General features: G+C 54.1%; 12 protein-coding genes. 8 read left to right on the top strand and 4 right to left on the bottom strand.

What is annotated here, in order from left to right; all coding sequences use genetic code 11:
* Positions 1 to 80 precede the first annotated feature (80 nt).
* The 4 genes from ABFZ83_RS11820 (at position 81) to ABFZ83_RS11805 (ending at position 2,580) form a co-directional block, all read left to right on the top strand.
* A complete protein-coding gene (locus ABFZ83_RS11820; protein WP_411816756.1) occupies positions 81 to 788 on the top strand; it encodes a sulfotransferase family protein in 708 nt (235 codons plus the stop codon).
* A gap of 1 nt (position 789) precedes the next feature.
* The gene (locus tag ABFZ83_RS11815) at positions 790 to 1,134 is read left to right on the top strand and encodes a DUF3088 family protein (protein WP_411816755.1); all 345 of its coding nucleotides are present in this window, start codon (positions 790 to 792) and stop codon (positions 1,132 to 1,134) included.
* A gap of 23 nt (positions 1,135 to 1,157) precedes the next feature.
* Entirely contained in the window at positions 1,158 to 1,967 is an 810-nt protein-coding gene (gene dapB / locus ABFZ83_RS11810; protein ID WP_411816754.1) for a 4-hydroxy-tetrahydrodipicolinate reductase, read from the top strand.
* 85 nt (positions 1,968 to 2,052) lie between these two features.
* Positions 2,053 to 2,580 carry a TIGR02281 family clan AA aspartic protease gene (locus tag ABFZ83_RS11805; protein WP_411816753.1) on the top strand — a complete coding sequence of 176 codons (528 nt, stop codon included), beginning with the start codon at positions 2,053 to 2,055 and terminating at the stop codon, positions 2,578 to 2,580.
* Here the strand turns inward: ABFZ83_RS11805 and ABFZ83_RS11800 are convergent.
* The 3 genes from ABFZ83_RS11800 to ABFZ83_RS11790 form a co-directional block, all read right to left on the bottom strand.
* On the bottom strand, positions 2,577 to 3,338 hold the full coding sequence (locus ABFZ83_RS11800) for a hypothetical protein (RefSeq protein ID WP_411816752.1): 762 nt from the start codon (positions 3,336 to 3,338) through the stop codon (positions 2,577 to 2,579). The two genes, ABFZ83_RS11805 and ABFZ83_RS11800, sit on opposite strands and share 4 nt — an antisense overlap.
* A 130-nt stretch (positions 3,339 to 3,468) precedes the next feature.
* Positions 3,469 to 4,713: a M24 family metallopeptidase gene (locus tag ABFZ83_RS11795; RefSeq protein WP_411818831.1), complete on the bottom strand. Its 1,245-nt coding sequence runs from the start codon at positions 4,711 to 4,713 to the stop codon at positions 3,469 to 3,471.
* 16 nt (positions 4,714 to 4,729) lie between these two features.
* On the bottom strand, positions 4,730 to 5,971 hold the full coding sequence (locus ABFZ83_RS11790) for a UbiH/UbiF/VisC/COQ6 family ubiquinone biosynthesis hydroxylase (RefSeq protein ID WP_411816751.1): 1,242 nt from the start codon (positions 5,969 to 5,971) through the stop codon (positions 4,730 to 4,732).
* 152 nt (positions 5,972 to 6,123) lie between these two features.
* On the opposite strand from ABFZ83_RS11790, the gene ABFZ83_RS11785 reads away from it, so the two are divergent.
* From ABFZ83_RS11785 to ABFZ83_RS11775, 3 genes are all read left to right on the top strand, one after another.
* Positions 6,124 to 7,395 (top strand): hypothetical protein, encoded by a 1,272-nt coding sequence (locus ABFZ83_RS11785; protein ID WP_411816750.1) that lies wholly within the window; start codon positions 6,124 to 6,126, stop codon positions 7,393 to 7,395.
* Between the two features lie 77 nt (positions 7,396 to 7,472).
* Positions 7,473 to 9,914: a DNA translocase FtsK gene (locus tag ABFZ83_RS11780; protein WP_411816749.1), complete on the top strand. Its 2,442-nt coding sequence runs from the start codon at positions 7,473 to 7,475 to the stop codon at positions 9,912 to 9,914.
* A 231-nt stretch (positions 9,915 to 10,145) separates the two neighbouring features.
* Complete coding sequence (locus ABFZ83_RS11775) at positions 10,146 to 11,594, top strand: class I SAM-dependent methyltransferase (RefSeq protein WP_411816748.1); 1,449 nt, start codon at positions 10,146 to 10,148, stop codon at positions 11,592 to 11,594.
* Positions 11,595 to 11,622: 28 nt separating this feature from the next.
* Here ABFZ83_RS11775 and ABFZ83_RS11770 read toward each other — a convergent pair whose 3' ends face one another.
* On the bottom strand, positions 11,623 to 13,086 hold the full coding sequence (locus ABFZ83_RS11770; RefSeq protein WP_411816747.1) for an ATP-binding protein: 1,464 nt from the start codon (positions 13,084 to 13,086) through the stop codon (positions 11,623 to 11,625).
* 138 nt (positions 13,087 to 13,224) lie between these two features.
* Here ABFZ83_RS11770 and ABFZ83_RS11765 point away from each other — a divergent pair, with 138 nt between their 5' ends.
* A complete protein-coding gene (locus ABFZ83_RS11765) occupies positions 13,225 to 14,085 on the top strand; it encodes a fatty acid desaturase (RefSeq protein WP_411816746.1) in 861 nt (286 codons plus the stop codon).

Below are 14,085 nucleotides of genomic sequence, written 5' to 3'. Positions count from 1 at the left end.
CGCAATCCCAATTTCTGATTGTCAATGCGATATGCGCATTCTGAATATGGTGCTAGGCTCGCCCGAAATGGGAGAACATTATGAAAGTTATTGGTGTTGGTTTTGGCCGAACGGGTACGGCATCGTTGAAAGTCGCATTGGAAACCTTGGGGATCGGGCCGTGCTATCATATGAGCGAGGTCTTTGCGACGCCGGGTCATATCGATCTGTGGATCCGGGCAGCCGATCAGGTGAAAGCCGGTGAAACTCCTGATTGGGAAACGATTTTCAGTAACTATCAATCCGGTTGCGATTTTCCGATTGCGGGTTTCTGGCGTGAACTTGCCGACCATTATCCCGATGCCAAAATAATTTTGACGGTCCGCGATCCGGAAAAATGGTTCGTCTCCACCCAGGAAACGATTTTGAGCCCGCGCATGGTTGATATGTCGCGACCGACGCCCTTTGGCACCTTGTCGGAAAAAGCGATATGGAGCTATCTCGGCGGCGATGTGCATGACCGCGCCAAGATGCTCGATGCGTTTGATCGCCATGTTCAGGCCGTGAAAAACACCATTGCGCCAGAGCGGTTATTGGTTTTCGAGGTCAAGGATGGCTGGGCACCGCTTTGTGCGTTTCTCGGCGTGCCAGAACCGGATATGGACTTCCCGCGCGTGAACTCGCAAGAAGAGACTAAAGCCGTGCTTGAAATGTTGATGGGCGAAGGGGCAGAACAAACCCTGAGCGGTGGCGGTCTTGGTGATGCCCAAGACGCCACTATGAATAAAAAGGTATTTGGAAAGGACTAAGATGACGCGAGACGTATTATTTTTGCTACCGCCGGGATTTTCGGCCAATGGCCGACGTGAATTTTGCCCGGAATGTGCAGAAATATGGGGGGTACTGAGCTATTATCCTGCGATTAAAGAATCGCTCGATATCCGCTATCAACCTATTGACCGCCCGCGTCTCGAACTCACGGGCCTGTTGGGCGATGATCATCAAAATTGCCCGACACTTTTATTGGGTGATAATTCCGACGCCGGCGACACGCCGGTTCAAACCGCCAATGGGGCCCGGTTCATTGATAATGCGCGAGACATTGCGAAATATTTCGCGCACCGCTACGGAACAGCGTTCCCGCGCGGATCGTGAAGTCAGTCGAGTAAGGAAGTCCCATGGCGAAAACATCCATCTTAGTTGCCGGTGCCGGTGGTCGCATGGGCCGCGCGATTGTTGCTGAGATCTTGAAAACCCCCGGCGCGACGCTCGCAGGTGGTTTCGAAAGACCGGACGGTCCCGATATTGGTAAAGATATTGGCGTGCTTGCGGGGCTTGATGCGATTGGCCTTGCGGTCGAAGACGCTGCGGAAAAAGGCCTCACCCGGGCCGGTGCGTTGATCGATTTTACCGCCCCCAAGGTCACAATCAGCAATGCCCGCGCCGCATCGGAAAAAGGCGTCGCCCATGTGATCGGCACGACCGGTTTTTCCGATGAGGAAGAATCGCAGATCGCTGATCTGGCGAAATCCATTCCTATCGTGAAGTCCGGCAATATGAGTGTCGGCGTTAATGTTTTAACCGCCCTTGTTGAGGCCGGTGCGAAAGCACTTAGCGATGATTACGATATCGAAATCTTCGAGGCCCATCACCGCGCAAAGGTCGATGCCCCCTCCGGTACGGCCTTGATGCTGGGTGCGGCGGCGGCGCGCGGGCGCGGGGTCGATCTTAACCAGGTCTCTTCGGGCGTTGATGACACCAGAGCCGGTAAACGCAAGCAGGGTGACATCGGCTTTTCGGTCATGCGCGGTGGCGGTATTGTGGGCGAACATCAGGTGGCTTTTACGGGCATGCAAGAGGTTATCACCCTATCCCATAGCGCCATTGATCGCGGTCTTTTTGCCAAGGGTGCGGTGGCAGCCGCGCAATGGGTTATGGGCAAGCCCGCTGGCCTTTATACGATGCGTGATGTGCTCGGTCTTGGTTAATTCGAAACGGTCGAATTTGAACTAAAGCGCAGAAAAAGCTGAAATAAAGAGTTGTTTATATAGTCCCTGAAGTGAAGGGACGAACATGCGTACCGAAATTATTGCTGCTGCTATTATTGTCGCGACAGCCATTGCGGCACCGCGGGTTTTTGAGGCGCGCCTATCGGCTCAGCCAAAAACCCCTGCGCGCGCCGCGAGCCTGCAATCACCAGAACCGCAGGTAAACCGGGTTTCCCATTGGGGTGATGAAATCCGGATTAAAGCATCACCGGATCAGCAATTTTATGTGGACGCAGCGGTCAATCAACGGCCCGCTAAATTTTTGGTCGATACCGGTGCAAGCTATGTCGCGCTCCGTGATAGCGATGCCCGCGCCGCCGGCATTTATACATCGTGGACGGACTATACCTATCCGGTGCATACGGCAAATGGCGAAACCAAAGCGGCGTTTGTAACGATTGATGAGATCGACATTGACGGCCTTCGCATTCAAGGGGTCAAAGCCTTTATCCTGAAAGACGACCAGCTCAACATCAATCTATTGGGCATGAGTTATCTTTCACGTCTTGAAAGCGTTGAAGCGCGCAAAGGCGAACTGGTTCTGCGCGGCTAATGGCCGAGATTTCCGATCATCGTTGAGATTTTCATCCACATTCCTGTTTCGCTGATGGGAATGCGGGTGAGCTGAAGAAGAATAAAGGCCGCGCCACCATATAAATAGACCGAATGCGGTCGGCCCCTTGTGCGCCAATCATGAATAACCGCCCAAATCAGAAACACACATGCACCAAGCCCGCCAATGACGGCCGCCATGACCGGCGGCGGCCCGATAAAGCCGGGCGGTGGGGGCGGCAATAAAAACAGGGCCAGAATGCGCGCAATAGGCGCGTCCATCAAAGATATTGTCGCCAATAACATCAGGCGTTTATGGGTTTCAGGGTTGCGAATAGACAGGATCGCAAGCGTGAAAAGGCTTATGAAGAAAAGAATACCGCCGACCTGCACCCAACTGAAAATTCGAATCTGTTCGCCAAAACCGAGAGCTTCAAAATAATTGATGCGGATAGTCGTGGTGATCATCACCGTAAAGAACATTGCAGTCGCAAGCGCTATGCCCAATAAACCGACTTCGCGATGAATACGCGTCCGGCCGCTCGCTACCAGCCAGTTTTGAACGGCGTAAAAGATAAACCACCCAAAGAAAACCGCGCCATGAATATGTAAGATCGTTTGGCCTTTAAAGGTGCCAAGTGCGAGCGGTTGGATATAGGTATTGAAAAACCCAAGGATCGCCGTCGCCAATAGGCCAAGCGACATATATAGGTAAAACTGTGATCGCCCTAAAGACGATACCCGTGCCGTGGTTGCCATAAAAACCTCCCCTCCGCCCGACGGAGATTATTATCAGCAACTGCATATGCGCGCTAGCGATTTTTATCGCTCTGTCAAACCGCCAAACCGACCTACAAAGAACGTCCGTAGGGTAACCGGTGTGGTTTCCCTAGCCAAACGGCGCGTCGATCGAGGGAGACAGGTCCGTAAAGAGCTTCGGCCCGTCTTCGGTCATGTAAAGGCAATCCTCCAATCGCACGCCGAACTCCCCGAACAGATAAATCCCCGGCTCGTTTGAAAAACACATGCCGGGCGCGAGCGGTTTTTCCTCGCCATGAACGAAATTAACTGGCTCATGCACGTCCATGCCGATCCCATGGCCGAGACGGTGCGGAAGGCCCGGTGTTTTATAACCCGGCCCAAACCCTTCGGCTTCGTAATAGCGGCGAACCACATCATCAACAGTGCCCGCGCTAACGCCGAGCTGGGCGGTTTCAAGCGCTAATTCCTGCCCTTGCTTGACGGTGTTCCAGACCTTGCGCTGTTTGGCGGTCGGTTCGCCAAAGACCCAAGTCCGCGAAATGTCCGATTGATAGTCGTGTACGGAACATCCACAATCCATCAGGATGATAGACTCTTCCTGAACCGTCTGAGGTTTGTTCGATCCGTGCGGATAGGCGCTGGACTCGCCAATCAGTGCCATCGAAAATGAAACTGCGCCGCCAAGCTGGGCCGTGGTAGCGCTCATCAGGGCTGAAATATCCTGTTGCGACATGCCCGCTTCAATTTTTGAATGGACATGCTTATAGGCCGCAAGGGTGATGTTATTTGCAATTTGCATCAGCGCCAATTCAGCAGGTGATTTATAAAGCCGAACGCCCAAGGTGACGTCATGTCCGGAAACGATCTCAAATTCCGGGGCGGCCTTTGCGACACCATCAACAATAAAGTGCCGGACCGTATCCTCAATCGCGAGCTTGCCCTTCGTCAGACCACGGTCTTTTAGAATGCCGGCCACCAATTCAAACGGGCTTTCATGTTCGTGCCAGGTGCGCACGTCATCACCAACCATGAGGCTTTCCCGAATGGACGGCTCTTCGAAATAGGGCGTGACAACCGCGATTTCTCCATCCGCCGGGATAATGACGCCCGTCAAGCGCTCTGATCGCCACCAATTGATGCCGGTGAAATAGACCATTGCGGAACCCGCATCGAGCAAGAGCGCGCTGATGCCCTGATCGCGCATCAAGCCCTGTACTTTTTCGATCCGTGTGCGGCGTTCATCAGCGGTGATCGGCTTTGCGCCAGCTGCCATGTCGGTTCGTGGCGCGGCATTCGCCGCCTGGGTGCCGGTCGCAGCGGCGATGCCCGCGAACCCCGTTACTTTGATAAGTTCCCGTTTGGTTAGTCGCATCATTGATCTCCCCAGTTTAGGTCTCGCGCGCCATCAGGCTTGGCAATGTGCCCATATCGGCACCGGCTTGTCGCATGAAAAAGGTTCTAAGCGGCGCGATTGAATTGACCGCGCCCATGCCGATATCCCGTGCGATCCGCAAGGGCGTAAAATCATTTGAGAACAGACGATTTAAAAGATCCGTACCAAGAGCGAGGGCGGCGGAATCAAATCGACGCCATTGCTGATAGTTTTGTAATACGGTCAGCGCGCCGATATCCAAACCAACATCGCGGCCTTCGGTGATGACATCGACAAGGGCCGCGATATCTTTTACGCCGAGATTGAACCCTTGACCGGCAATCGGGTGAATGGCGTGGGCCGCATCGCCGATTAACGCAAGGCGCGGGGCGACATAACTTTGCGCAAGGGTAAAGGCCAATGGATATGACCAGCGCGGGCCAGCGGGTTCAAGCGCGCCGAGATATTCACCAAAACGATTTTCAATCTCGATACGGAATTTATCATCATCAAGGCGCATATAGGCGTCGGCGGCGTCGGATTTTTCGGTCCAGACAAGCGACGACCGGTTCTCCGTCATCGGCAAGATTGCAAAAGGCCCGGCCGGTAAGAAAAATTCCTGCGCGACACCTTCGTGGGGGCGTTCATGGGCGACCGTCGCAACAATACCGGTTTGGCGATAGCGCCATTGATTGGTTTTGATATTGGCTTCCGCCCTTAGCGATGACATGCGCCCATCGGCGGCGACCACCAAGGCGGCGACAATTTCTTGTCCGTCTTCAAGCGTTACAACGGCGCGGGCGCTGTCAAACTGGGTTGCGTTACGTTTTGCGGGGGCGATGAGGGTGATGTTGTCATGGGTGGCGATGGCGTCGAACATCACATTCCGCAAGATCCGGTTCTCAACGATAAAGCCCAATGGTTGGTCATCGCCCAGTTCCCGGCTGTCGAAATGCAAATGAAAGCTCGATACCGTGCCTTCATCGAAGCGCGATTTGGCCCGGCCATCGGTGACCAGAATATCCCGGATCGGTTCCGCATGGGGTGCGATCTGGTCCCACAGGTCGAGGCGACGAAAGACTCGCGCCGAAGCATAGGAGATCGCGGTTGTTCGACCATCAAATCCAGCCGTTCGCATTTTTTTGGGGTCGCCAGCGTCAATGATCGCGCAGCTAAAGTCTTTTGAAGCAAAGGCAAGCGCAGCCAAGCCCCCCGCGAGGCCACCGCCAACAATCGCAATGTCGAATGATTGTGTCATGGGCGCAGTTTCGCCTTTCCGCCTGCTGGCGTCTACTGGTCTTGGGATGCGGCGTATGGCCCGAAAACGGGGCTTGGCGCAAATTCCGGGCGCTTTTACAGATTTGGAAACACTCTTAGGACAATGAAGCATTGACTGATGGAGAATGGCCTATGCGCCGGAAATGCCTGTCCTTGATCTTCGCCGCCCTGTTGTTGCCCAGCATGGCGTCTGCCCAAACCCTGGCAACGGATATGGGCCCGGCGAGCGATGTGACCCGATATTTGCTCGATAGCGGGCTCTTGATGATTGGCGGTCTGGCTGGCCTCGTGGCGATTGCAGGTTTTGCGTTGCGCGATATTGGCCTGTCACGGACCCTGAATGCGCCGGCGGTTTGCCTTCGGACGATCGGGGCCGTTGCTTTATCGGCATTCGCCTTTTGGCTGAGTGGTTATCACCTTCTTTTTAGTATCGAAACGAATGGTTTCCTTGGTGAGTTCAGGCCATGGTCCCCGATAGATGATGAACCGGCGGCGCTGGGCTATTCGGCGGGGGCGTTCTGGTTCTTTCATATGGTTCTGGCCGCTTTCGGCACCATGATCGTTTCCTCGGCGGTGTCTGAGCGTGTGCGGCTGTGGCCGTTTTTGTTTTTTGCGTTCATCTGGTCGGTGTTGATTTATCCGATCACTGCAAGCTGGATATGGGGCGGGGGTTATTTCGCTTCCGAATGGAGTTTCCATGACATTGGCGGTGCCGCCGCAATTCATGTTGCTGCCGGTGCGGCGGGGCTTGCGGCCGTGATGGTCGTTGGACCGCGCAATGGCCGCTATAGTCAGGGGCCGGGCCGACCCGCGGTTTCCACCGCTTTACCGCTTTCTGCATTTGGTACGCTTTTGGCGGTCACCGCTTTGACCGTGGTGATTGCCGGATTGTCTGGCTCCTATTCAAATGTCGAGGCTGCAATTTCTCTCGGCATTTTGTTTTCCAATGCGATGATCGCGATGGCTGGCGGATCGCTCGCCGCAATGGTGTTGACGCAAACGGTCTATAAGCGCACGGGGCTGGTTTCGGCGATGACCGGTGCCATTGCCGGGATCGTCTCGATTTCCGCTGAACCCTTTGGGCCAGCGGTTTGGCAAGCGGCGATGATCGGCGCGGTGGGCGGGGTCATTGTCACAGTCACCCCGCCTTTCTTTGACCGGTATCGTATTGACGATGCGGGCCTTGCGGTGCCGACCCATCTATTATGTGGCCTTTGGGGCGTTTTGATTGCGTTCTGGGTCAATGAAGATGTCTGGCTCAGGGGGCAGCTCCTGAGCATTGCCGCCATTGCCGGTTTTTCCTTCGCCATGAGCCTTCTGATCTGGGTTGCGCTGAAATATACAATTGGCGTGCGCAGTATCTCCCTCGAAGAACAGGCAAGCCCCAACAACGCTAATGGTTAAAAGCCGTTAACCCTTTTGTTAACGATAAATGCCAAACTCCAATCTCATCTTTCGCAGTTCGGTAAATACGTTTCGACATGTCTAGAGAATCCCGATCCTACGCCCGCCACGGAAACCGCAAGGGAGGTCGCCTGAGGGGCCGCCAACGCGATCCGTTCTCCGAATTCGCCGACCGGTTACGTGAGTTTCTCCGTAATGTGATGATGCGCGCCGGTGGCCTTGCGATGATTGTCCTCGGCGTGTGGTTAATGGTGGCGCTTGCGACCTTTTCGATTTCTGATCCCTCGTTGAACACTGCAACGCCAGCGCAGGTTCAAAATATGGGCGGGCCGCTTGGGGCGATTGCGGCAGATCTTTCCTTGCAGTGGATTGGCGGCGGCGCATTCCTGTTGATTGCGCCATTGGCAATCTGGGGCTTTTTCGCGATGATGAAGGGGGCCCCCGAAGAAACCCCTGCAGATTTTTGGCATCGCTTGATTGCGGCACCGATTGCGCTTCTCGCTGGGGCGGCATTTATCGCCTCTTGGCCTGCACCGGCAGATTGGCCCTATGTGGTTGGGTCCGGCGGTCTGTTGGGCGACTTTATCTTTGGCGGTGTGACGTCGCTTTTCGCCATGTTCATTGGTCAAAAACTTGCCGTGCCATTGGCCGGTGGTCTTTTCGCCATGCTGGCGCTGGTGGCCTATTCTATCCTTTGCGGATTAACCCGCGAACGGCTGGCCGAAGCGTGGTGGACGCTAGAGGACATTGCCATCGCTATTCGCGATTCCGTTCTCGATCTGCACGAGCGGTTCTTCGGTGCGGAAGCAGAAGAGGAAGAACTGGAAGATGAAGATTATGAAGAAGCCGAAGATGATGAGGCAGAAGAAGTAGAAGAAGACAGCGACGCAGAACCGGCGCTGGTCGCACCGGCGCGCAAGCGAAAGATCATTCGCAAAGGCCATAAGGACAAAGAAAGCCGTCGTGAGCGCAGGGAAGTGCAGCCAAACTTGCCGGTCTTCTCGGCGGGGAATTACGAATTGCCAGCGCTCAATCTATTGGCAAAACCAAACCCGGCCAAAAAGACTGTCATTTCCGACGAGGCACTCGAACAGAATGCGCGGATGCTCGAAAATGTGCTTAGCGATTTCGGCGTGCGCGGCGAAATTATCAATGTTCGGCCGGGTCCCGTGGTCACCCTTTATGAACTTGAACCCGCCGCGGGGATCAAATCATCCCGCGTGATTGGTCTTGCCGATGATATCGCCCGGTCGATGAGTGCGGTCGCGGCGCGTGTCGCGGTGGTTCCGGGCCGCAATGTAATTGGTATAGAACTTCCGAACCAGGATCGCGAAGTCGTCTTCCTGCGCGAGCTATTGGGTGCGGGCGAGTATGAAAACTCTCGCGGTGACCTGACCCTTGCACTCGGCAAGTCGATTGGCGGCGAGCCGGTATTTGCGGATCTCGCGCGGATGCCGCACTTGCTGATCGCCGGTACAACCGGTTCCGGTAAATCTGTGGGGATCAATACGATGATCCTCTCATTGTTGTACCGATTATCGCCCGAGCAGTGCAAACTGATCCTGATCGATCCGAAAATGCTCGAACTATCGGTTTATGAGGGTATCCCGCATCTTTTATCTCCTGTGGTGACCGATCCGCGCAAAGCGGTGGTCGCGCTGAAGTGGACCGTGCGCGAAATGGAAGAACGCTATCGCCGCATGTCAAAAGTTGGCGTGCGGAATGTCGAAGGCTTTAACGCGCGTGTTGCTGAAGCCGAAGAGACAGGCGAAACCCTGAGCCGTACCGTCCATACGGGTTATGACGAAGAAACCGGCGAAGCGGTTTATGAAACTGAAGAGCTGGAATACGAACCGATGCCGTTCATCGTTGTGGTGATCGACGAGGTGGCCGATTTGATGATGGTCGCCGGGAAAGACATCGAAGGCATGGTTCAGCGCTTGGCGCAGATGGCCCGTGCTGCGGGTATTCACCTTATTATGGCGACGCAGCGCCCATCGGTTGACGTTATCACCGGTACGATCAAGGCAAACTTCCCGACGCGTATTTCATTCCAGGTCACGTCGAAAATCGACAGTCGTACTATTCTTGGTGAACAGGGCGCTGAACAGCTATTGGGCATGGGGGACATGCTTCATATGGCGGGTGGCGGGCGTGTTCGCCGTGTCCACGGTGCGTTTGTCTCTGATGACGAAGTCGAGAAGATTGTTAACCACCTCAAGAAACAGGGCGCACCGACCTATGTTCAAGAGGTCACCGAAATGAAAGAAGACGGCGAAGGTGGTGATGGCGGCTTTGATATTGGCGGCAACACCAATTCTGGTGACGCGCTTTATGACCGCGCGGTAGCGGTGGTTCTTCGTGACCGCAAGGCGTCCACATCATATGTGCAGCGACGTTTGCAGATTGGCTACAACCGCGCAGCAACCTTGATCGAACGAATGGAAGAAGAAGGCGTCATTTCAGCCGCGAACCACGCAGGCAAGAGAGAAATTCTTGTCGGCGACGACGCTGCCTAAATTTTGAATGACGCTTTTGTGAATCGAAGGATCGATTGGTGAAGTTAACGATAAAAGACGATGTGTGATCGTCAGCAGTACTCGCGTTTAGCGCGAAACTGATCCGCATCAAGAAAAAAAGTGCCCATTAACTATTTGTTTTTGACTTTCAAAGCGGAAGCACCGATTGATCTTTACTTTCCGTTAGGCATACTAATTTTTGCGGGGACAAATTCTTAGCGCGGGTGGCGTATGTCGAAAACTTACGAAGATCTTTCCGGTGCGGCGGGTAAAGCACGATTTTTTCGACCCAGCCGATACGAGGCTTCGGAAATATTTGGCGGCAATCCGCCCCGACTAATTTTCGAAGATGAGACTTATGACCTGCACAATATTAGTTCGCGCGGGGCAGGATGTTTCAACGTCAAATCGAAAAGTGGTGAAACGGAAACCGAACCGGGTGAACACGGATTGTTGCGTTTGACGCAACATGGCCGTGAACTTTTTCTGGGTACGGCACGAAAAGCACGGTCCGGCAAAGGGACCGGCATCGTCACAACGGGTTTCGAACTCGAGTCGAACCGTTTTGACCTTGATTGGCTTATCCGGGAAAATGCGAGTGTTCTCGCCCGCGAAGCGCGGACACCGGTCGAACTTCTTGAGCCGCCCATTGCTTATAAAACCTTCTGCGCGGATGCGGCGGCGTTTCTCGGCGGTTATCTCCTGCGGGTTCAGAAATATGTGGGTCCGATTGAGGCCCGGTTGAGCGAGGACGAACGTAACGATATTGCCCGCGATCTGGCGGCCTCGGCAGAGACGGGATGGCTCGACCTGGTGCAGCAGGGCAATACGCTCGTTGCCGATATTCACGATGAAAAACAACGTCGTATCGGATATAAATCCTATACCGAGCGGACCGTGACACAGATGTTGTTGGCCGGTCCCGGCTGGGCGCGCTGTTATTTCAAACCGGCAGGCTATCCCGGTGACTATCAGATCATGAATTACGGCTATGAACAAAAGCCGGAGGGCAACAGCGTTGCCGAAAAATTCCTGCATCTTTTGGGAATGAGTGCCTCGCGGGCGATCATAACCCGGATGGAGATGGTCGCCAGCCTTGTTTGTGATTACGCCAATGACCGCCGCAGCGGTAATGGCGATGAATTTACCATCACCAGTGTGGGCAGTGGCCCTGCACGTGAAATGGAAGATATTCTTTCGGGCACGCCGGATGATGTCCGTTGGCGGATGAATCTGGTCGATCAGGAACCGGCGGCTCTTGATTATGCCTATCAGCGCATTGCGACGATGACCGACCGTGACCGGCTGAATGTGACCGGGCTCAATATTTCGTTCCGTGAAATGCTGCGTCCGTCGCCGGACAATGCGGCGTTTATGGATAACGATGTGATTTATTCATCAGGGTTCGTCGATTATCTGAACCCGCTTCTCGCCCAGCGGTTCATCAAACGTCTTTATGATTTTGTGAAACCCGGCGGTCAGGTCATTGTAGGGAACGTGAATAATCTTCCGACCGGGATGATTTGGCCGCTTGAATATATCACTGACTGGACACTCTATTTCCGCAACGAAGAAGAAATGCGCGCGATGGCGCATGAAATCCCCGAAGCGAAAGTTTCCGTGATCTCTGATCCGATGGAAGCGATCTATTTTCTTGTGGTGGAAAAACCCAAAGCCTGACGCCCGCAGCTGTTAGCTGGCCAGACATTTAGCTGGCCATGCTTTCTGCGACAGGCTTTTTCGCTTTGACCGGCGGCTCAAACCGGATGGTGACGGTTGTGCCGTTGGTGCCGTCTGATTCAAGCCGTAGCGATGCGTTTTGGTCTTGGAAGATCCGCGTGGCTAGGGTCAGGCCCAGTCCAAGCCCTTCTGACGAGCGTCTCAAGGTTTGCTCGCCTTGGGTAAACGGTTTCAAGGCAGTTTCGATCTGCTCGGCGCTCATGCCCTGTCCATTATCGGAGATGACCAGCTCATAGGCACCATCCTCATCGGTGCTGCCGCTGATATCGATGACGCTGCCTTTTGGTGACGCGTTGAGTGCGTTTTCCAGAAGATTGTTGAGCGCGTAACAGGTATGGACAATATCGATATAGATCGTGCCCTTCTCGAGATTGTCCTGCGTTACGGTGATGCCTTTTTTCTCAAGGCCCGAGCGCATCTGTTCGAGCGACACTTCGATAAGCTCATCAACGCCTGTATTGCCGATCTCGTATTTCATTTTACCGGCGGTTGCATCGGCAAAGCGCAGCATTTTTTGAATGCGTGACAACAGAATATGCGCTGAGCCGTGGATTTCGTTCAGGTGCTGAACATTATCCGAGTCATCATTCGCGGCTTTGCAGGCATTGGTGACAACTTCGGTATAGCCAATGATCTGATGAAGCGGTGTCCGCAATTCGTGGCTCATCATTGACAGGAAGTTGATTTTCGACTGGTCGGCGGCGGTGGCTTCGATCAACAAGCGTTCGATCATCTCGCTGTCACGTTTACGTTGTTCATCACGCAGCCAGATTGTCCGCGAGCGCAATTCCTGTGTGTAGTTCGTGATCACCGCCACCAAAGCGATACTCAGCATGAAGAAATGACCGGAAATAATATCGACCGGCGAGAATTTCGGGATCAGGTTCAGGACCGCAACGTAAACCAGCGATGACGTAATATAGGCCGTCGCCGCCACCGGGAACGGTATTCGCATGATGCAAGATGATGCGATAAAGACGATCAAGACGCCGATAATATAGGGCGGCGCGCCCTCGGCCGGGATGATCGCAATCATCCAGATTACGCCAATGGCCGATACGAACAGCCCGGCGGCGCTCAATACGCCAAAATGCGGTTTGACCTTCTGGATAAAAGACAGCGGGATCAACAACATCATGATCGTGCCGAAAATCGCACGAATGATCAGAACCGTATCCAGATTTTCTGAAATCGTCAGGACGTCGAGAATGGCATAGCTGAAATAGGTGAAGATCACCAAATACCAGAGCACTCGCTCGGTCGGGACCGTCTTTTCGACCAGATGCTGGGTGTACTGTTTTTCGACTTCCGGATCATTGAACCGGGCAGATTTTGCCGACAGCCCGTCGCGCTCGAGCGATGCTTTGAACATGCTAAGCGGGCTGGGCCGCTTTGCAGCGGGTCGATCGGAACTCGTAATCGGCGTTGCCATAAGCACTGTCTAGCGCAAGAGAGTTAATGAGCACTTGGCGAATGTGACGAAATAACGCCCTAAAAGCGCGGTTTGTTTAAGTTTTCCACCCCGAAACCGTACTTGCTCAAAATAAATTATTAATGAATACTAAACGACATGTCTGAAAGTTCTATCACTGGCTTTGCGCCAACAAGACCATCTTCGTTAACCCGTGGTGCCGCTTGGCCCACGGTTGGTCTTTTTGCGTCTTTGTGGATTGGTATTTCCCTAAGCGCCTGGGCGGCGCTCAGCGGTGTCATTCCGTTCTGGGTGGCGTGCCTGATCAATGCGGTGTTCCTCTATGTTACGGCGCATACAAATCATGAAGCTATCCACCGGAATATTAGCGCCGGGGCACCAAAGTTGCGGTGGTTGAACGAAGCGATTGGTCATTTCGGCAGCTTTTGGTTTTTCCTGCCTTTCCTCGCCTTCAAGGCGGTGCATCTTGCGCATCACCGCGCGCCGAATAATCCGGACGAAGATGGCGATATGTGGGTTGCGCGGAAAAACCCGTTTGTGGTTTTCATTTGCTGCGCGTCGATCCTTGTGGGCTATGAGCGCCAGATCTGGCGTCTCGCGCGCACCGGTGGGCTTTCCCGCCGGGCTGTAATTTCGATTTATGGCCAGCGCCTATTGGCGATTGCGATTGTCGCGACGGCCTTTAGCATGGGCTATGGCTATGAAATCATGATGCTTTGGGTCATTCCGGGGCTTCTGACCGTGCCGTTTCTGGCCTATTTCTTCGCCTATGTGGTGCATCATCCCCATACGGAAACAGAGGCCTATCAGGCCAGTAATGTGTTGCTGACAACGCCGCGTCTTCAGCCGCTGATGACAGCGATTTTTGTCTTCCAAAATTATCACCTCGTGCATCACCTCAATCCGCGCATTCCGTTTTATGAATATGGCAAAGTCTTCCGCCAGATGCGGTCTGAGCTTGAGGGAAAAGAGGCGGCGATCCGCGGCATCAAACAGTAA

Origin of the sequence: Hyphococcus formosus (assembly GCF_046736345.1) — a bacterium.
In the GTDB taxonomy this organism is placed as follows: Bacteria; Pseudomonadota; Alphaproteobacteria; order Caulobacterales; family Parvularculaceae; genus Hyphococcus; species Hyphococcus formosus.
Note: the sequence above shows the minus strand (reverse complement) of the source record. Positions and strands in the feature narration are given on the sequence as shown.

Bases quoted from the DNA above. Each gene is read 5' to 3' on its own strand.
- ABFZ83_RS11785 (WP_411816750.1), top strand. From the start codon at position 6,124: ATGCGCCGGAAATGCCTGTCCTTGATCTTCGCCGCCCTGTTGTTGCCC.
- ABFZ83_RS11795 (WP_411818831.1), bottom strand. From the start codon at position 4,713: ATGCGACTAACCAAACGGGAACTTATCAAAGTAACGGGGTTCGCGGGC.
- ABFZ83_RS11775 (WP_411816748.1), top strand. From the start codon at position 10,146: ATGTCGAAAACTTACGAAGATCTTTCCGGTGCGGCGGGTAAAGCACGA.
- ABFZ83_RS11770 (WP_411816747.1), bottom strand. From the start codon at position 13,086: ATGGCAACGCCGATTACGAGTTCCGATCGACCCGCTGCAAAGCGGCCC.
- ABFZ83_RS11805 (WP_411816753.1), top strand. From the start codon at position 2,053: ATGCGTACCGAAATTATTGCTGCTGCTATTATTGTCGCGACAGCCATT.
- ABFZ83_RS11820 (WP_411816756.1), top strand. From the start codon at position 81: ATGAAAGTTATTGGTGTTGGTTTTGGCCGAACGGGTACGGCATCGTTG.
- ABFZ83_RS11780 (WP_411816749.1), top strand. From the start codon at position 7,473: ATGTCTAGAGAATCCCGATCCTACGCCCGCCACGGAAACCGCAAGGGA.
- ABFZ83_RS11815 (WP_411816755.1), top strand. From the start codon at position 790: ATGACGCGAGACGTATTATTTTTGCTACCGCCGGGATTTTCGGCCAAT.
- ABFZ83_RS11800 (WP_411816752.1), bottom strand. From the start codon at position 3,338: ATGGCAACCACGGCACGGGTATCGTCTTTAGGGCGATCACAGTTTTAC.
- ABFZ83_RS11765 (WP_411816746.1), top strand. From the start codon at position 13,225: ATGTCTGAAAGTTCTATCACTGGCTTTGCGCCAACAAGACCATCTTCG.
- dapB (WP_411816754.1), top strand. From the start codon at position 1,158: ATGGCGAAAACATCCATCTTAGTTGCCGGTGCCGGTGGTCGCATGGGC.
- ABFZ83_RS11790 (WP_411816751.1), bottom strand. From the start codon at position 5,971: ATGACACAATCATTCGACATTGCGATTGTTGGCGGTGGCCTCGCGGGG.